The sequence below is a fragment of the Mycobacterium sp. GA-1841 genome, assembly GCF_001954135.1.
In the GTDB taxonomy this organism is placed as follows: domain Bacteria; phylum Actinomycetota; class Actinomycetes; order Mycobacteriales; family Mycobacteriaceae; genus Mycobacterium.
In genome coordinates this window covers 1-17318 of the sequence record NZ_MBEQ01000068.1, presented here as the reverse complement: position 1 = coordinate 17318, position 17318 = coordinate 1, and the positions used below count along the sequence as shown (strand labels likewise).

General features: G+C 67.6%; 17 protein-coding genes, 1 tRNA gene and 1 pseudogene. 14 read left to right on the top strand and 5 right to left on the bottom strand.

From position 1 onward, the window contains the following. Nucleotides 1-6 precede the first annotated feature (6 nt). Complete coding sequence (locus A5740_RS15590; RefSeq protein WP_254849201.1) at nt 7-375, bottom strand: hypothetical protein; 369 nt, start codon at nt 373-375, stop codon at nt 7-9. Between the two features lie 253 nt (nt 376-628). Here A5740_RS15590 and A5740_RS15585 point away from each other — a divergent pair. After that, nucleotides 629-703: transfer RNA gene (locus A5740_RS15585), tRNA-Val, on the top strand. Nucleotides 704-808: 105 nt separating this feature from the next. Continuing rightward, nucleotides 809-3205, top strand: a complete 2397-nt coding sequence (locus A5740_RS15580; RefSeq protein ID WP_076195388.1) for a Tex family protein — start codon at nt 809-811, stop codon at nt 3203-3205. Here the strand turns inward: A5740_RS15580 and A5740_RS15575 are convergent. From A5740_RS15575 to A5740_RS15565, 3 genes are read right to left on the bottom strand one after another with little or no spacing between them, the layout of a single operon-like run. Continuing rightward, the gene (locus A5740_RS15575) at nt 3202-3903 is read right to left on the bottom strand and encodes a TVP38/TMEM64 family protein (RefSeq protein ID WP_371454761.1); all 702 of its coding nucleotides are present in this window, start codon (nt 3901-3903) and stop codon (nt 3202-3204) included. The two genes, A5740_RS15580 and A5740_RS15575, sit on opposite strands and share 4 nt — an antisense overlap. Nucleotides 3904-3947: 44 nt before the next feature. Then, nucleotides 3948-4973 carry a ketopantoate reductase family protein gene (locus A5740_RS15570; protein WP_076195387.1) on the bottom strand — a complete coding sequence of 342 codons (1026 nt, stop codon included), beginning with the start codon at nt 4971-4973 and terminating at the stop codon, nt 3948-3950. 47 nt (nt 4974-5020) lie between these two features. After that, complete coding sequence (locus A5740_RS15565; RefSeq protein WP_076195386.1) at nt 5021-5941, bottom strand: LysR family transcriptional regulator; 921 nt, start codon at nt 5939-5941, stop codon at nt 5021-5023. Nucleotides 5942-6260: 319 nt separating this feature from the next. Between A5740_RS15565 and A5740_RS15560 the strand changes: the two genes are divergently transcribed. From A5740_RS15560 to A5740_RS15550, 3 genes are all read left to right on the top strand, one after another. Beyond that, entirely contained in the window at nt 6261-7214 is a 954-nt protein-coding gene (locus A5740_RS15560; protein WP_076195385.1) for a TauD/TfdA family dioxygenase, read from the top strand. Then, nucleotides 7214-8011: an NADPH-dependent oxidoreductase gene (locus A5740_RS15555; RefSeq protein ID WP_076195384.1), complete on the top strand. Its 798-nt coding sequence runs from the start codon at nt 7214-7216 to the stop codon at nt 8009-8011. The genes A5740_RS15560 and A5740_RS15555 overlap by 1 nt, the downstream gene beginning before the upstream one ends. Before the next feature lie 88 nt (nt 8012-8099). Next, nucleotides 8100-8909 (top strand): SDR family NAD(P)-dependent oxidoreductase, encoded by an 810-nt coding sequence (locus A5740_RS15550; RefSeq protein WP_371454762.1) that lies wholly within the window; start codon nt 8100-8102, stop codon nt 8907-8909. On the opposite strand, the gene A5740_RS15545 is transcribed toward A5740_RS15550, so the two are convergent. After that, nucleotides 8910-9419: a DUF1990 domain-containing protein gene (locus tag A5740_RS15545; RefSeq protein ID WP_076195382.1), complete on the bottom strand. Its 510-nt coding sequence runs from the start codon at nt 9417-9419 to the stop codon at nt 8910-8912. A 31-nt stretch (nt 9420-9450) separates the two neighbouring features. Here A5740_RS15545 and A5740_RS15540 point away from each other — a divergent pair, with 31 nt between their 5' ends. From A5740_RS15540 to A5740_RS15500, 9 genes and pseudogenes are all read left to right on the top strand, one after another. Continuing rightward, nucleotides 9451-10080 (top strand): PaaI family thioesterase, encoded by a 630-nt coding sequence (locus A5740_RS15540; RefSeq protein WP_076195381.1) that lies wholly within the window; start codon nt 9451-9453, stop codon nt 10078-10080. Beyond that, complete coding sequence (locus tag A5740_RS15535) at nt 10077-10508, top strand: TIGR02611 family protein (RefSeq protein WP_076195380.1); 432 nt, start codon at nt 10077-10079, stop codon at nt 10506-10508. Before A5740_RS15540 ends, A5740_RS15535 begins: the two co-directional genes overlap by 4 nt. 74 nt (nt 10509-10582) lie before the next feature. Beyond that, nucleotides 10583-12631, top strand: coding sequence for a threonine--tRNA ligase (thrS, locus tag A5740_RS15530; protein WP_076195379.1), 2049 nt, complete (start codon nt 10583-10585; stop codon nt 12629-12631). Beyond that, complete coding sequence (locus A5740_RS15525; RefSeq protein ID WP_076195378.1) at nt 12628-13197, top strand: HIT domain-containing protein; 570 nt, start codon at nt 12628-12630, stop codon at nt 13195-13197. Before thrS ends, A5740_RS15525 begins: the two co-directional genes overlap by 4 nt. After that, nucleotides 13194-13871 (top strand): phosphatidylinositol phosphate synthase, encoded by a 678-nt coding sequence (gene pgsA / locus A5740_RS15520; RefSeq protein ID WP_076195446.1) that lies wholly within the window; start codon nt 13194-13196, stop codon nt 13869-13871. The genes A5740_RS15525 and pgsA overlap by 4 nt, the downstream gene beginning before the upstream one ends. Beyond that, nucleotides 13868-14779, top strand: a complete 912-nt coding sequence (locus A5740_RS15515; protein ID WP_076195377.1) for a phosphatidylinositol mannoside acyltransferase — start codon at nt 13868-13870, stop codon at nt 14777-14779. Before pgsA ends, A5740_RS15515 begins: the two co-directional genes overlap by 4 nt. Before the next feature lie 34 nt (nt 14780-14813). Beyond that, nucleotides 14814-15938: a glycosyltransferase family 4 protein gene (locus A5740_RS15510; protein WP_076195445.1), complete on the top strand. Its 1125-nt coding sequence runs from the start codon at nt 14814-14816 to the stop codon at nt 15936-15938. 2 nt (nt 15939-15940) lie between these two features. Then, the gene (locus A5740_RS15505) at nt 15941-16999 is read left to right on the top strand and encodes an NUDIX domain-containing protein (protein WP_076195376.1); all 1059 of its coding nucleotides are present in this window, start codon (nt 15941-15943) and stop codon (nt 16997-16999) included. Between the two features lie 65 nt (nt 17000-17064). Further along, nucleotides 17065-17318 (top strand): annotated as a pseudogene (locus A5740_RS15500) (pyridoxal 5'-phosphate synthase lyase subunit PdxS); the annotation flags it as partial.

Genomic DNA, 17318 nt, shown 5'->3' with positions numbered 1-17318 from the left:
GGTGTTTCAGAACAGTTGGTACCCCTGGCGTGAGATGGCGAAACCATGACGGGATTTCATGTCCCGACATGTGATGCCGGTTCCGGCGCTCTCGCAGCGCAGGGTTCCGGCGGTGACCGACTCCCGCTCCCTCAGTTGGGCATTCGTCTGTGGGGTGGTGTCGGTGGCGCAGACGAACTCGGCGGGGCGACCCGGACGCACCGAGATGCCGTGGCCGTAATCGAACTCACAACTGGCCGGCCGCATCGGCGGGGCCCAGCTACGGTCGGCGACGTCGCACCGGGCCAGCTCGGCATCGAGCCGGCACCGCACGCTGCCCGACGGTGATTTGAAACTGGTCGGTCCGTTGACCTGCTGGTTCGCCAATCCGGACACGTTCGGAACGTGCGGCGTTACGCCCGGGGCCGGATCTGTCACGGTGGTCGGATCGCTGCCACAGCCGGTAAATACGGCACTAGCAGCAAAAACAGCGCCGCTGACAGCAGTCAGCCGGACACGCAGGTGGACCATGGCGGGTGACGATACGCCCGCATCGGCGTGCATTTTTGGCAAACGGAACAACTCTGTCGCGCGGGCGCCGATTCGGGGATGGCTGCAGATGCGTGCTAGTGTTCGACGTCGTTCCCACGGTCTCGTAGCTCAGTGGGAGAGCGTCCGCCTCACACGCGGAAGGTCGCTGGTTCGAACCCAGCCGGGACCACCATCACCACTCACGGCTTCGGAGAAATCCGGGGCCGTTTTTTCGTGGCCGGACACACAGTTCCCCGTGCCCGGGTGTTGTCGGTTCGATTCGGTAGGGTCCTCCGACGTGACTCAGAGCGTGACCGTGGGAACCATCAAGTCCGTAACCGCCCGTCTGGCCGAGGAACTCGCCGTGAGCGAGCGGCAGGTCGCCGCCACGGTGGCGCTGCTGGACGAGGGTGCCACGGTCCCGTTCATCGCCCGGTACCGCAAGGAGGTCACCGGCAGCCTTGATGACGGGCAGTTGCGCACCCTGGAGGAGCGCCTGGGTTACCTGCGGGAGCTCGACCAGCGCCGTGAGGCCGTGCTGGCCTCGATCGAGGAGCAGGGCAAGCTCACCGACGAACTTCGCGCTGCCTTGATGGCGGCCGACACCAAGGCCCGGGTGGAAGACATCTACCTGCCCTACAAGCCGAAGCGGCGCACGAAGGCCCAGATCGCCAGGGAAGCCGGGCTGGAGCCGCTGGCCGACCGGCTGCTGACCGATCCCACCCTGGTGCCCGACGAGGTGGCCGGTGAGTTCCTCAACGACGATGTCGCCGACGCGGCCGCGGCCCTCGAGGGCGCCCGCCACATCATCATCGAGCGGGCCTCCGAGGACGCCGAGCTGGTCGGCGCCACTCGTGAGAAGTTCTGGGCCGACGGCTCGCTGCGTACCGGCCCGTGGTCCGACGAGGCTGCGAAAAGCGCTGCCGCCCAGAAGTTCCGTGACTACTTCGAGTTCTCCGAACCACTGGAGAACATGCCGTCGCACCGGGTGCTGGCCGTGTTGCGCGGTGAGAAGGAGCAGGCGCTGTCGCTGAACTTCGACGGCGGCGAGGACGAGCAGTACCAGGCGATGATCGCTTCGGCGCTCGGCATCGACATGACCGCCAAGACCCCGGCGACCCCGTGGCTGGCCACCACGGTGCGGCTCGCGTGGCGCGCCAAGCTGATGATCTCGGCTGCCGTGGATGCGCGCATCCGGCTGCGTCAGCGCGCCGAGGAAGAGGCCGTCGCGGTGTTCGCCCGCAACCTCAAGGACCTGCTGCTGGCCGCCCCGGCCGGCACTCGCGCCACACTTGGCCTGGACCCGGGGTTCCGCACCGGGGTCAAGGTCGCGGTCGTCGACGCCACCGGCAAGGTGGTCGACACCTGTGCGATCTTCCCGCATCAGCCGCAGAAGCAGTGGGACCAGTCCAAGGCGACGTTGGCGGCCCTGGTCGCCCGGCACAACGTCGAGTTGATCGCCGTCGGCAACGGCACTGCCTCGCGCGAGACCGACGCGCTGGCCAGTGAGCTGATCACCGATATCCGCGCAGCCGGGGCGAAAGCGCCGGTGAAGGCCATGGTCAGTGAGGCCGGCGCCTCGGTGTACTCGGCCTCGGAGTATGCGGCGCGGGAGCTGCCCAGCTTGGACGTGACGCTGCGCGGCGCAGTCTCGATCGCCCGGCGGCTGCAGGATCCGCTGGCCGAGCTGGTCAAGATCGACCCGAAGTCGATCGGGGTGGGCCAGTACCAGCACGACGTGACGCCCGGCTCGCTGGCCCGCAGCCTCAACGCGGTGGTCGAAGACGCGGTGAACGCCGTCGGCGTGGATCTCAACACCGCCTCGGTGCCGCTGCTGGCCCGGGTGTCGGGAGTGACCGAGTCCCTGGCCGAGGCGATCGTGGCGTACCGCGAGAGCACCGGTGCGTTTCGGAGCCGCAAGGCGCTGCTGGACGTTCCGCGCCTGGGCCCCAAGGCCTTCGAACAGTGTGCGGGCTTCCTGCGGATCCGCGACGGTGAGGACCCGCTGGACGCCTCCGGGGTGCACCCCGAGTCCTATCCGGTGGTGCGCCGGATCCTCGACCGCTCCAACGTGACGCTCGCCGAGCTCATCGGTGATGAGCGCACCCTGCGGACCCTCAAGCCTGCCGACTTCGCCGATGAGCGGTTCGGCGTTCCCACCGTGACCGATATCCTGGCCGAACTGGAGAAGCCCGGACGTGACCCGCGTCCGGCGTTCTCCACCGCCACGTTTGCCGCCGGTGTCGAAAAGGTGGCCGACCTCAAGCCGGGCATGGTGCTGGAGGGTGTGGTGACCAATGTCGCGGCCTTTGGCGCCTTCGTCGACGTGGGTGTGCATCAGGACGGCCTGGTCCACGTCTCGGCGATGGCCGACCGGTTCGTCTCGGACCCGCACGAGGTGGTGAAGTCGGGACAGGTGGTCAAGGTCAAGGTCGTCGACGTCGACGTGGAACGGCAGCGCATCGGACTCACGTTGCGGCTCAACGACACTCCGCAGCGTGAGGCCGGCAAGCGGTCCGGCCAAGGTGGCCAGGGCGGCCCGAACCGTCGTGACGGCGGCAATCAGGGCCGCGGTGGCGACCGGCGCAACCAGAACCAGAATCAGAGCCGCGGCAAGAATTCCGGGCGTCGCGACTCGAACCAGCCGATGGGCTCGATGGCCGAGGCGCTGCGCAACGCCGGCTTCGGACGTTAGGGCTCGCGGCGGCGCCAGGAGCGGTACCCGCGGTGGGCGGCGAACGCCCCGACGACGGCCGTGACGCACCATACGCCGATCGCGGTGTAGGCCAAGGGCGCGGACAGGTCGCCGATCGACGCGCCCAGCGCGGTGTAGACGAACGCGCGGGGAACCGATCCGATGAACGCCCCGGCAGCCATCTGCCACAACGGAACCCCGAACGCACCGAAGGCGTACGACGCGAGGGCATCGGACACGCCCGGGACGAAACGCTGTCCGACCACGGCCCACAAGCCGCCGCGTTGGATCTGGCGGTCGAGCCGGTCGGCCCGCTGGGTTCCGAGTAGGGCTCGGGCGCTGTCGCGTCCCGCGCGCCGGCCGATCAGGCTCGCGACCACGGCGGTACCCACCGTCGCGCCCAGTGTCACGAAGGTGCCCAGGACCGGCCCGAACAAGACGCCGCTGCCGGCAGCGAGGATCGGACCGGGCACGAACAGCGCGCCAAGGCCCGCCGAGACCACGACGTAGACGAGCGGCGCGGCAGGGCCGGCGGCGGCCACCGCGCCCCGAACGTCGTCGACGTCGATGACGCGGGCAACGGCCACCAGGTAGAACAGGCCGAACAGGAACGCCACGAACGCTATGAGCCGCAGGATGTGCGGCCACCGGTTGGTGGCGGACGGGTCGTCTTCGTCAGTCAGGGGAGAATCGGTCATGGCGGACACGATTCTTCCGCACCGAGGTGATCCGGGGTGCGCGGCTAAGCGCTTGTCGTCACGGCGACGGCGCGTCGAAATCGCGCATCGGGCTCAGGCCTCAGCTTCTTCAGCGCGGCGGCGGCATCGAGTGAACGTACCGGGCGGCCCACCCGAGCGTGTTCGGCGGTGACCCGTTGGATCAACTCGTTGACCGGGGCGCTCTGGCCGTGCAGGCGCGCCTGCAGCACGATTTCGCCGTTGAACCAGTCGGTTTCGACCTGGGTGTGCCCTCGGGCCACGCTCTGCCAGGTGGAACTGAAGTAGTCGTCGTGAACCCGGCCCTGCAGCAGATCGCCGCGACGCTGCGCGTCCTGTTCTGCGGTGACGAAGGGAATCGCGGCAGCGGTGAGAACGTGTTCGGCCTCCTCGCGGGCCCGGGCGATCAAGGTGTCGGCCTCGGGTCCCGGCCGGTAGGCCGCGATCACCCCGTTGCCGAGGTTGGCGATCAGCTTGCGGTATTTCCACGCCATGATGTCGTCGCGGACTTGTGATTCGAACCGCGCTACCCGTAGGGCGGTCGAGATCTGTTCGGCCAGTGCGTCGCAGCCGGTCGGGTAGCGGCCGAGATCGAGGATGCCCGCCACCGGATGGCTCTGTTGGATGACGACTCCGGGATCGAGATGAGCCGCCGGCAGCATCACCGTGACGCCGTAGACATTGGCGAACCGGCGTAGCGCGGCAGCCTCGTTGGCGACCCCGTTCTGAGCGACGAACACCGGTGTGTCCGTCGGGGCGTGGGCGCTGAGATCCTCGAGTGCCGCGGCGGTGTGGTGGCTCTTGACGGCCAATATCACCACCGGACGTGTGGACCAGTCGACCTCACCGGACCCGGCGGCGGCCGGCAGGTCGACGGTGTCGGTACCGGACTGCGTCACCAGGGTGAGTCCGCAGGTGCGGATCGTGTTGAGGTGCGCGCCACGGGCGACCGCCGTCACGTCGTACCCGGCCAACCGCAACTGGGCGGCTATCACACCACCGATCGCCCCGACGCCGTACACCACGAACGGGCGGGTCACAATTCTCGCCATCGCAGGTTGCCTCGATTCTTCGGTGTGCAGAGCACGACGGTGGTATCTCACGATGCGACGCCGAGCGGCTCGGGTAACGCCTGAGCTGCGATCGTCTGCAACGTGCGCAGGACGAGGCCGATGTTCGGATCGCGCTGCCGCCCGGCGCGGACGACGGCAGCGATGGCGCGGCCGCCGAGATCGAGGCCCGGCACAATCAGGCTTTCCAGGTGAGCGGGCACCGACAACCGGGGCACGATGGCCGACGCGACCTCGGTGGCCGCCAACTCGCAGAGGTTCTGCGCACCGATCAGCCGGTGTTTGACCTGAGGTATGAAACCGGCGTGTTCGCACGCCCGCATCGTGGCCAGTTCGATCCCGGAATTCTGCGGGCCGGTGACCCAGAAGCCGTCGGCCAGCGCGGACAGGCCCTGTTTGCGGATTCTCAAATGCGCGTGGGTGGGGGCCAGCAGCACGAGCGGCTCGCGCACCAACGGCGTGGTGACCAGTCCGCTGGCCGGGTCCGGACCGAGAAAGTCGTACCGGCAGGTGATCGCGACATCGACCTCACCCTGGCGTAGCAGGCGCAGTGCGGCAGTGCTCGTGTCCTGCTGAACCTGCACCCGCAGATCCGGCGCCTCGGTGGTGAGGCGTTGCATCAGCGGCACCGCGAGCGTCGGAATGCCCATGTTGAACGTGGCGATGGCGACCTGCCCGGCCGCTCGGTCCCGGGTTTGCGCCACCGCGGTCATGGCTTCGTCGACGGCGACCAGGATTCGTCGCACATGCTCGGCGAGGACCTGGCCGCTGCGGGTCAGCCCGAGGGTGCGTCCGTCCCGGCGGAAGAGCACCGCTCCGGCCTCTTCCTCCAAGACTCGAAGCTGTTGGGACACCGCAGAACTCGTGATATTTCGCTGCGATGCCACGGCGCTGACCGAGCCGAGGTCGGCAAGGTCTGCCAGCAGCATCATCCGACGAAGGTCCAGCATCACGCACCGCCGACGCGGTGTTGCCCAATGGTGCTCTCCGTCGGATACACGGTCGACAGAATGACAGAATCGGCGGTTGAGCGCAGCTCAAAGATACGCCGCGCTAATCAGCCAGATCTCGGTGAGCAGGTCTTTTGGGCGTCGATGCGACAGAAATCATTGCAATTGTAATTCTGGCGTCATCCAGGCTTCACGCGGGATTAAGTCGTGCTGAAGGATTCCGGTAGCCAAAGACTGTTGTTCGTGTCCGCGGTCGCATCGACTCTGGCCAGTGCGAGAGGCCTCGCTCAGCCCACCACCGAGACAAGGGAGCCAGCAGATGACCGATGTCAGCGAAAAAGCCAGGGAAAGCAGCATTCTCACCGACACTGGGCTGGACGTCGTGCCCGTGGCCGGCTACATCGGCGCCGAGATCCGTGGTGTCGATCTGCGCGATGAATTGGAGGCCGGCGTCGTCGAGGAGATCCGCAACGCCCTACACACCTACAAGGTGATCTTCTTCCGCGACCAGGAGATCGGTCACGCCGAACAGGTTGCCTTCGCGCGGAGGTTCGGCAAGGTGACCCCGGCCCATCCGCACGAGGAGGAGCCCCCGGAGGGTTTCCCCGAAATCCTGCCGATCGACAGCCGCCGCTACGAACGTCATTTGGGTCGCAAGCGCACGTCCTACGACAGCAGTTGGCACACCGACGTCACCGCGCTGATCAATCCGCCGGCGGCGTCGATCCTGCGGGCACACATCCTGCCGCCCTACGGCGGTGACACCGCGTGGACGAATCTCGTTGCGGCCTACGAGAATCTGCCCAAGGATCTGCGTGACTTCGCCGACACGCTTGACATCAGGCATCAGTTCAATGCCCGGGCCGTGGCCGGCAGCCAGCGCGACCGCAAGGTGCGCGAGGCGAATCTGGTGAGCTATCACCCTGCGGTCCGGGTGCATCCGGTCACGGGGGAGCGGGCCCTGTTCGTCAGTCCGGGCTTCACCCGGGGTGCCCGCGAGATCCGGGGTTACACGCCGACGCAGAGCGAGGCGATCCTGAAGCTGTTGTGGGACGAGGCGACCCGCACCGAATACACCGTGCGGTTCCGTTGGGCCCCGGGCAGTATCGCGTTCTGGGACAACCGGGCCACCGCGCACCTGGCGATCGCCGACGCCGGCCACCTTGACTACGACCGGGTGCTCTACCGGGTCACGCTCGAAGGCGATGTGCCCAAGGGTGTGGACGGACGCGTGTCCGAGTCGGTGTCCGGTGAACCGTTCTACGGAGCGTGATGACCGTCACCGCACGCTACGGCGACATCGACGCGGCGCTGGCCGTGCACAACGAGACGCTGGCACTGCAACTCGCGCACCGGTCGGTGCGCAAGTTCACCGCGAAACCGGTGACCGATGAGCACCTTTCGGCATTGGTCGCGGCCGCCCAGTCGGCGGCGACGAGCTCGAATCTGCAGCCGTGGAGCGTGATCGCCATCCGCGATCCGCAACGCAAGGCCCGGTTGGCCGCACTGGCGAACAACCAGCAGTTCATCAACGAAGCGCCGCTGTTCCTGGTGTGGGTGGCCGATCTGGGGCGGGCCCGTCGGCTGGCGCAGCGGTCCGGTACCGCGCTGGACGGGGCGGACTACCTGGAATCCACGATCATCGGGTTCGTCGACACCGCGCTGGCCGCACAGAACGCTGTCGTCGCCGCCGAATCACTTGGTTTGGGAACAGTTTTCGTCGGGGCCATTCGGAACCACCCGGAAGAAGTGGCGGCCGAGCTGGGGTTACCGCCGCACGCCGTCGCCACCTTCGGCCTGGCGGTCGGCGCGCCGGACCCGACGGAGAACGCCGGAATCAAGCCGCGGTTGCCCCGGGACGCGGTGCTGCACCGCGAACGGTACGACGCGCAGACTGCGGATTCGCATGTGCCGGCCTACGACGAACGGTTGGCGGTCTACAACAACCGGTACGGTTTGTCGGGCAGCTGGAGTGAGCGGGTGCTGAGCCGGCTGGCCGGCCCGCATTCCCTGTCCGGACGGCACCTGCTGCGTGAGCAACTGGAACGTCTGGGCCTGCCCTCGCGCTGAGGTTGATCACATCTTTTGTCACGCCGGCGTGGCTCTCGCCGCCCACCGCCGCGCCGGCGTGACAAAGCCCGGTTGGCATAGCCGTAGTTTGGTACCCGTGGACACCCCCATCGCTGTCGTCACCGGGGCGAGCCGTGGCGCGGGCCGCGGGATCGCCGCCGCCCTGCTCGCTTCGGGTTGGCGGGTATATGTCACCGGGCGGACGGTGACCGATCCGGGGGAGGGCGGCATCGCCGTTCAGCTCGACCACTCCGACGACGCTGCCGTCGGTGCGTTCTTCGACCGGATCGGTGAGCAGGAAGGCCGGCTCGACCTGTTGGTCAACAATGCCGCCGCCGTCCACGATGATCTGGTCAATCCGAAACCGTTCTGGGAGAAGCCGATCGAGTTGGTCGATGTGCTCGACGTCGGATTGCGATCGGCCTATGTGGCGTCCTGGTATGCGGCCCCGTTGTTGCTGGCCGCCGACAAGGGCCTGATCGCGTTCACCTCGTCGCCCGGATCGGTCTGCTACATGCACGGCCCGGCCTACGGTGCGCAGAAGGCGGGCGTGGACAAGCTGGCCGCGGACATGGCAGTCGACTTCGACGGCACCGGCGTGTCGACGGTGTCGATCTGGATGGGCATCTTGCTCACCGAGAAATTCAAGGCTGCCTTCGCCGGGCACCCCGAGGCCCTCGCCAAGACCGCCGAGCACGCCGAGACCCCTGAGTTCACCGGCCATCTCATCGATGCGCTGTACCGGGATCCGGAGCTGCCGCAGCTGTCCGGGCACACCGTGATCGGTGCCGAACTCGCGACCCGCTACGGCATCACCGACGAAGGTGGGCGGGTGCCGCCGTCGCACCGCGACATGCTGGGTGCGCCGCGCGAACCCAGCTCGGCCGTCGTCAGGTAGTCAGATGCCGGTGAGATACCGGCGTGTGACGACGCGCTGCAGCAGCCGCGTCGCCGGCCCACCCAACCGGCTCCACCAGGTGGCAGGCCGGGAAAACGCCACCACTTCGGCGTGCACCTCGTCGGTCGCCGGGTCGTAGCGGACCGAGAACAACTCCTCGCCCGATTCGGGATGGCCGGCCAGGGTGCCGTAGGCGAACCCGCGGCGGTCGGTGTCAGGACCTGATTCGGAGAGCACATAGACCACCCGGCACGGCGCCGGAACCGGACCGAGCCGGACCAGCAGGTCGGTGCCGACCGCGGCGGTCTCGGTGGCGGCCTGCACCCGCAGACCTGCGCCGCGTTGCATGCCCCACCGCAGCACCGAGGCGCCGGCTTGTTCGAAGCGGTCGCGGCCGGTGCCGATGACCGCCGAAGCCCGGGTGTGGCGGTAACCGGCAGGCAGCTCGCCGGCCGTGGCGCCGACCTCCGGATAGGTCAACGACAGCCGCATCAACTCGTGCAGTTTCACGTCACCACCATGACACCAATACGGTGGCTTCGTGGCCCCAGAAATCGATACCGCCAGATCCCACCCTGGCGGCGGCTTCAACCCGCCGAACCCGACCGATCGTGGTGGGCCCGATTACGGCCGGTTCATCGAGGCGGTACGCACCCTGCAGGACCATGCCCGCGGTGCGGACGCGCCCGATGAGGTGATCACCGAGGCCGCCGACCTGATCGAGAAAGTGTCGGCGTTGCTCGCCCCGTACGAGGCCGACGAATGGCACGCACCGTCGGGGCGGCGGCTGGATCTGCCCAACCGCGGCAACATCACCTCCGTGCCGCTGCGGGTCTCGGTCACCGACGGCCGGGTCACCGGCACGGTCCGTTTTCGCCGGTACCACCTCGGACGTAACGGTGCCGTGCACGGCGGCGTGCTCGGGCTGATGTTCGACTCGCTGCTCGGGTACACCGCGGCGAGCCTCACCCAGAGTCCTTACCAACGCACCGCGCACCTGGGCATCGATTACCGCAAGATCGTGCCGATCGGTACGCAGCTACAGGTGGACGCCGGGATCGACCGCATCGAGGGCCGCAAGATCTTCGTCGCCGGACGGGTTCTCGACGACGGCCAGGTGCTCACCGAGGGCAATGCGCTGTTCGTGCGGCTCAAGCCGGGGCAGCCATGAGCCTCGCGAACAACCTCGCCGAGGTGAAGCGACGCTGGACGGCATGGCGCGACAAGCTGCGCGCGCGCCGGGCCGCCGACTTCGCCTACCGGATTGCCATCGCCGTCGTCGGCACGCTCGTGCTCGTGGTCGGCATCATCGCGATTCCGTATCCCGGTCCCGGCTGGGCCATCGTGTTTCTCGGGCTGGCGATTCTGGCCAGCGAGTTCGCCTTCGCCAAGCGGGCATTGCACTACGTGCGGATCCGCTACGACGCCGTGATGGCCTGGTTCGATCGCCAGCACATCGCGGTCAAGGGACTCAGTGCGGCGTTCACCGCACTGATCGTGGTGGCCACACTGTGGCTGTTCGGCGCGATCGGCCTCGTGGCGGGCTGGGTGGGCGCCGAGCAGCCGTGGCTCAAGAGTCCCATCGGGCTGGGGTCCTGATCAGCAACCCCGGTGGCCCACACCGATAACATGACAGCGTTCGCACTAGCCCTCGCATGGTAGGAGACTCCCCGATGAGCGCCGCCCTCAGCTCAGCCCCCGCTGCCCCGATCCGGGTTGCGGCCGGGACGACCGCCGGTGCGGCGGTGCGCGAGGCGGGTCTGCCCAGCCGCGGGGCCGCCGACGCGATCGTGGTGGTGCGCGACGCCGACGGACGGCTGCGTGATCTGTCGTGGACCCCGGACACCGACGTCGAGGTGACCCCGGTCGCCGCCGATACCGAGGACGGCCGGAGCGTGATCCGGCACTCGTGCGCCCACGTGCTGGCCCAGGCTGTGCAGGATCTGTTCCCGCAGGCCAAGCTGGGTATCGGTCCGCCGATCACCGACGGGTTCTACTACGACTTCGACGTCGCCGAGCCGTTCACCCCAGAAGATCTCGACAAGCTCGAGAAGAAGATGGCCAAGATCATCAAAGACGGCCAGCTGTTCTCCCGGCGGGTCTACGAGTCCAAGGATCAGGCCCGCGAGGAGCTGGCCGGCGAGCCGTACAAGCTGGAGTTGGTCGACGACAAGTCTGGTGACCCGGACGTGATGGAGGTCGGCGGCGACGAGCTGACCGCCTACGACAACCTCAACGCCCGCACCAAGGAACGGGTCTGGGGCGACCTGTGCCGCGGTCCGCACATCCCGACCACCAAGTACATCCCGGCGTTCAAGCTGACCCGCAGCAGCGCCGCGTACTGGCGCGGCGACCAGAAGAACGCCAGCCTGCAGCGCGTCTACGGCACCGCGTGGGAATCCCAGGAGGCTCTCGACCGCCACCTCGAACTGATCGAGGAGGCCCAGCGCCGCGACCATCGCAAGCTCGGCGTCGAACTCGACCTGTTCAGCTTCCCCGACGAGCTCGGCTCGGGCCTGCCGGTGTTCCACCCCAAGGGTGGCGTGATCCGCAAGGAGCTCGAGGACTACTCGCGGCGCAAACACGCCGAGGCGGGGTACGAGTTCGTCAACACCCCGCACATCACCAAGGAACACCTCTACATCACCTCGGGCCACCTGGAGTGGTACGCCGACGGCATGTACCCGCCGATGCACATCGACGCCGAGTACAACGAGGACGGCACGGTGCGCAAGCCGGGCCAGGACTACTACCTCAAGCCGATGAACTGCCCCATGCACCACCTGATCTACCGGGCCCGGGGCCGCTCGTACCGCGAACTTCCGTTGCGGCTCTTCGAATTCGGCTCGGTGTACCGCTACGAGAAGTCGGGCGTGGTGCACGGGCTGACCCGCGTGCGCGGTATGACGCAGGACGACGCGCACATCTACACCACGCGGGAGCAGATGCGCGACGAGCTGACCTCGTTGCTGCAGTTCGTACTCGATCTGCTCTCGGATTACGGCCTGGACGACTACTACCTGGAGTTGTCCACCAAGGATCCCGACAAGTACGTGGGCTCCGACGAGATGTGGGACGAGGCCACCGAGACGCTGCGGTCGGTCGCCGAGGCCTCGGGTCTGCATCTGGTACCGGATCCGGGTGGCGCGGCGTTCTACGGCCCCAAGATTTCCGTTCAGGTCAAGGACGCGCTGGGCCGCAACTGGCAGATGTCGACGATCCAGCTGGACTTCAACATGCCCGATCGCTTTGAGCTGGAGTACACCGCCGCCGACGGAACACGTCAGCGTCCGGTGCTGATCCACCGCGCGCTGTTCGGCTCGATCGAGCGCTTCTTCGGGGTGCTCACCGAGCACTACGCGGGCGCGTTCCCAGCCTGGTTGGCGCCGGTGCAGGTGGTCGGCATCCCGGTGGCCGACGCGCACCTGGACTACCTGTACGACGTTGCGGCCCAACTGAAGTCGCGTGGTGTCCGGGTGGAGGTCGACGGCAGCGACGACCGGATGGCGAAGAAGATCGTCAACCACACCAACCAGAAGGTGCCGTTCATGCTCCTTGCGGGGGACAAGGACATAGAAGCAGGGGCCGTCTCGTTCCGCTTCGGTGACCGCACCCAGATCAACGGTGTGCCGCGTGACGAGGCGGTCGAGGCGATCGTGAAGTGGATTGCCGATCGCGACAACGCGGTGCCGACGGCCGATCTGATTCAGGTGGTCAAGTGACCGAGGACGGCGGCGGAGACGCCATCATCGACCACGGCGTGGGTTCCCCCGACCATCTCCAGCGGCTGTGGACGCCGCACCGGATGAGCTACATCACCGAGGCGGTCAAGGGCGACCAGAAGGTGGGCTCGGCCGGCTCGTCGCAGCCGTTCACCGACATCCCCGCGATGTCGGATGAGGACGGGCTCATGGTCGCCCGCGGTGAGCTGGTGTATGCGGTGCTCAACCTCTACCCGTACAACCCGGGCCACCTGATGGTGGTGCCCTACCGGCGGGTGTCCGAGCTCGAGGATCTCGACGCAGCCGAGAGCGCTGAGCTGATGGCTTTCACGCAGAAGGCGATTCGCGTCATCAAGGCCGTTTCCCGGCCGCACGGGTTCAACGTCGGATTGAACCTGGGCGTCTCGGCCGGCGGTTCGCTTGCCGAGCACCTGCACATGCACGTGGTGCCGCGCTGGGGTGGTGACGCGAATTTCATCACGATCATCGGCGGCGCCAAGGTCATCCCGCAGCTGCTGAGCCAGACCAGGGAGCTGCTGGCCGCGGAATGGGCCCGTCAGCCGTGAGCAACCTGTTCCTGATGAGCCGGGCGGCCTACGCCAAGCTGTCGAGGCCAGTGGCCAAGGCGGCCCTGCACGCGGGCCTGACACCCGACATCGTCACCATCGTCGGCACCGCCGGGTCGGTCACCGCAGCGCTCACGTTGTTCCCCATGGGTCAGCTGTTCTGGGGCGCGTTCGCGGTGTTCCTCTTCGTGCTGGCCGACATGCTCGACGGAGCGATGGCCCGGGAACGCGGCGGCGGCACCCGCTTCGGCGCCGTCCTGGACGCCGCGTGTGACCGGATAGCCGACGGCGCCATCTTCGCCGGCCTGCTGTGGTGGGCGGCGTTCGGCCTGCATGATCCGACGCTCGTGGTTGCGCTCCTGATCTGCCTGGTCACCTCACAGGTGATCTCCTACATCAAGGCCCGCGCGGAGGCGAGCGGACTCCGCGGCGACGGCGGCATCATCGAGCGCCCGGAGCGCCTGGTGATCGTGCTCGTCGGTGCGGGACTCTCAGGTGTGCCGTTCTTGCATGCGCCGTGGCTGCTGCACGGGGCCGCCTGGCTGCTGGCGCTGGCCAGCGTGATCACGGTGGCACAGCGGATCCACGCGGTGCGCACCTCGCCGGGTGCCATGGATCTGCTGCAACGTCCGCAACCCGACGGCGACGACACACAGGAGCCGGGAGCGTCGTGATCATTCCGCTGTCGGGACAGGTGACCGATCTGGGTTATGCGGCGGGCTGGCAGCTCGTCCGGTCGATGCCGGAACTTATGGCGCGCAACGTGTTCGATGCGGGCGCCCGTTACGCCGCACGTGGCGGGGGGCCGCAGCAACTGCGCAAGAACCTGGCCCGGGTGACCGGGGTTGCCCCGGACGAGGTGCCCGATGCGCTGATGCGTGCTTCACTGGCCTCCTACGCTCGGTATTGGCGGGAGGCGTTCCGGTTGCCGTCGATGGATCTGACCGCTGTGGCACAACGTCTCGACGAGGTGTTCGTCGGTGCGGACAAGTTGGCCGCTGCGCACGCGGCCGGCCGCGGCGCTGTGCTGGCGTTGCCGCACAGCGGTAACTGGGACATGGCCGGGGTGTGGCTGGCCCAGCAGTACGGCACCTTCGCCACGGTGGCCGAACGGCTCAAGCCCGAATCCCTGTATCGGCGTTTCATCGATTACCGCGAGAGCCTCGGATTCGAGGTGTTCCCGTTGTCGGGCGGCGAGCGGCCGCCGTTCGAGGTGCTTTCGGAACGGTTGCGGGACAACATGTTCGTCTGTCTGATGGCCGACCGCGACCTGACCCGTAACGGGGTGCAGGTCGACTTCTTCGGCGAGCCGACCCGAATGCCGGCGGGGCCGGCCAAGTTGGCAATCGAAACCGGCGCACCGCTGCACCCGGCGCACGTCCACTACGACGGTGAAGATTGTGTGGTCGAGGTCTTCGACGCACTCGACACGTCGTCGGGGGAGGTGTCGGTGGTGATCCAGCAACTGGCCGAGGTGTTCGAGGCGAACATCGCCGCCCATCCGGCCGACTGGCACATGCTGCAACCGCAGTGGCTGTCCGATCTGTCCGATGAGCGTCGTGCCCGACTGGGTACCACCTGATGAGCGCTTGCGCGAAGAGGCGACGGAGCTAGCGATGCGTATCGGGATGGTCTGCCCGTACTCGTTCGATGTCCCGGGCGGTGTGCAATCCCATGTGCTGCAACTGGCCGAGGTGATGCGGGCGGGCGGGCACTACGTCAGCGTGTTGGCCCCGTCCTCACCACATGTGAAACTGCCCGAGTACGTCGTCTCGGGCGGCAAGGCCGTCCCGATTCCCTACAACGGCTCGGTGGCCCGGCTGCGGTTCGGCCCGGCCACCCATCGCAAGGTGAAGAAGTGGATCGCCGAAGGGGACTTTGACGTACTGCACCTGCACGAACCCAATGCGCCCAGCTTGTCCATGCTGGCACTGCAGGCTGCCGAGGGCCCGATCGTGGCGACCTTCCACACCTCGACGACAAAGTCGTTGACGCTCAGCGTGTTCCAGGGCATTCTGCGGCCATACCACGAGAAGATCGTCGGTCGCATCGCGGTGTCCGATCTGGCCCGGCGCTGGCAGATGGAGGCTTTGGGCTCGGACGCCGTCGAGATTCCCAACGGGGTCGACGTCCCGTCGTTCGCGAATGCGCCTCGCCTCGATGGGTATCCGCGGCCCGGCCGCAGCGTGCTGTTCCTCGGGCGGTTCGATGAACCGCGCAAGGGCATGGCGGTACTGCTGGGCGCCTTGCCGAAACTGGCTCGACGTTTCACCGACATCGAGATCCTGATCGTGGGCCGCGGCGACGAGGACGCGTTGCGCGAGGAAGCCGGTGAGCTGGCCGGGCACCTGCGGTTCCTGGGACAGGTCGACGACGATGCCAAGGCTGCGGCGATGCGCAGCGCCGATGTTTATTGCGCACCCAACCTCGGCGGGGAGAGCTTCGGCATTGTGCTGGTCGAGGCGATGGCGGCCGGAACCCCGGTGGTGGCCAGTGAACTGGATGCCTTCAATCGGGTGCTCGACGGCGGACAGGCCGGGCGGTTGGTGCCGATCGGCGACGCCGAGGCGCTGGCCGACGCGTTGATCGAGGTGCTGGACGACGCCGACTTGCGCGCGCGGTACATCGACAAGGCGACCGAGCGCGTTGCCCGCTACGACTGGTCGGTGGTCGCCGGCCAGATTCTCCGGGTGTACGAGACGGTGGCCAGTACCGGAGGCAAAGTGCAGGTGGGTGACTAGACATGGCTACCTGGATGGTGATCGCGGCACTGGTGGTGCTGGTGGTCCTGCTACTGGCCGGGGGATGGGCCTATCAGACCGCCAATCGCCTCGACCGGTTGCACGTGCGCTACGACCTGTCCTGGCAGGCGCTCGACGGTGCGCTGGCGCGGCGCGCCGTGGTGGCTCGCGCCGTCGCGATCGACGCCTACGCCGGGGCTGCGCAGGGCAAGCGGCTGGTGGCGCTGGCCGATGCAGCCGAACGGGCGCCGCGATCGGGACGTGAAGCCGCCGAGAACGATTTGTCGGCGGCACTGGCCGCGGTCGACCCGGCCGATCTTCCGGTGCGGCTGGTCGCCGAGCTGGCCGACGCCGAAGCCCGGGTGCTGCTGGCCCGCCGCTTCCACAACGACGCCGTGCGCGACACCTTGGCGTTGCGGGAACGGCCGGCGGTGCGGGCGCTGCGACTCGGTGGAACCGCGGCATTACCAAGCTATTTCGAGATCGTCGAACGTCCCGAATCCCAGGACGAGGTCAACCCGGTGAGCCGTCGAACCTCGTCGCGCGTGGTGCTGCTCGACGAAACCGGCGCGGTACTGCTGCTGCATGGCAGTGATCCGGCGATCGACGACCCGGACAAGCCCGCGCCGCGGTGGTGGTTCACGGTCGGCGGGGCGGTTCAGCCCGGTGAGGATCTGGCTACGGCCGCGGCGCGCGAACTGGCCGAGGAGACCGGCTTGGAGGCGGACCCGGCCGATCTCGTCGGCCCGGTGTGGCGCCGCGATGCCGTCATCGACTTCAACGCGTCGGTGATCCGTAGCGAGGAGTACTTCTTCATCCACCGGACCACGCGGTTCGAGCCGTCGGCAACGGGGCGCACGACGCTGGAGCGGCACTACATTCACGGCCACCGGTGGTGCGATGAGACAATGATCGCCGAGTTGGTTGCCGGCGGGGAGGCCGTGTATCCGCTTCAACTGGGTGAGCTGCTGGCTCAGGCCAATGAACTGGCCGAACAGCCGGCAACGACGCTGGCGAACACGCGCGGGACCGCGCCTCGCGAGCTGCAATCCATCCGTTGACTGCGGATTTAATGGATTTGGCGGCTCCACTAGACTGAATCAGTAGCAAATTGGAGGACATAGCAGTGGATATCGGCGGGCAGCAGCGCAGCGACCGGGGAGTCGCTGGCGCGGCGCAGAACGGTTCGAGCAACCAGACCGGTACCGCGCGCGTCAAGCGCGGGATGGCTGAGATGCTCAAGGGTGGGGTGATCATGGACGTGGTCACCCCCGAGCAGGCCAAGATCGCCGAGGGTGCCGGTGCGGTGGCTGTGATGGCCCTGGAGCGGGTGCCTGCTGACATCCGCGCTCAGGGTGGGGTGTCGCGCATGTCGGATCC

Bases quoted from the DNA above. Each gene is read 5' to 3' on its own strand.
- thrS (WP_076195379.1), top strand. From the start codon at position 10,583: ATGAGCGCCGCCCTCAGCTCAGCCCCCGCTGCCCCGATCCGGGTTGCG.
- A5740_RS15565 (WP_076195386.1), bottom strand. From the start codon at position 5,941: ATGCTGGACCTTCGTCGGATGATGCTGCTGGCAGACCTTGCCGACCTC.
- A5740_RS15510 (WP_076195445.1), top strand. From the start codon at position 14,814: ATGCGTATCGGGATGGTCTGCCCGTACTCGTTCGATGTCCCGGGCGGT.
- A5740_RS15570 (WP_076195387.1), bottom strand. From the start codon at position 4,973: ATGGCGAGAATTGTGACCCGCCCGTTCGTGGTGTACGGCGTCGGGGCG.
- A5740_RS15555 (WP_076195384.1), top strand. From the start codon at position 7,214: ATGACCGTCACCGCACGCTACGGCGACATCGACGCGGCGCTGGCCGTG.
- A5740_RS15505 (WP_076195376.1), top strand. From the start codon at position 15,941: ATGGCTACCTGGATGGTGATCGCGGCACTGGTGGTGCTGGTGGTCCTG.
- A5740_RS15575 (WP_371454761.1), bottom strand. From the start codon at position 3,903: ATGACCGATTCTCCCCTGACTGACGAAGACGACCCGTCCGCCACCAAC.
- A5740_RS15535 (WP_076195380.1), top strand. From the start codon at position 10,077: ATGAGCCTCGCGAACAACCTCGCCGAGGTGAAGCGACGCTGGACGGCA.
- A5740_RS15560 (WP_076195385.1), top strand. From the start codon at position 6,261: ATGACCGATGTCAGCGAAAAAGCCAGGGAAAGCAGCATTCTCACCGAC.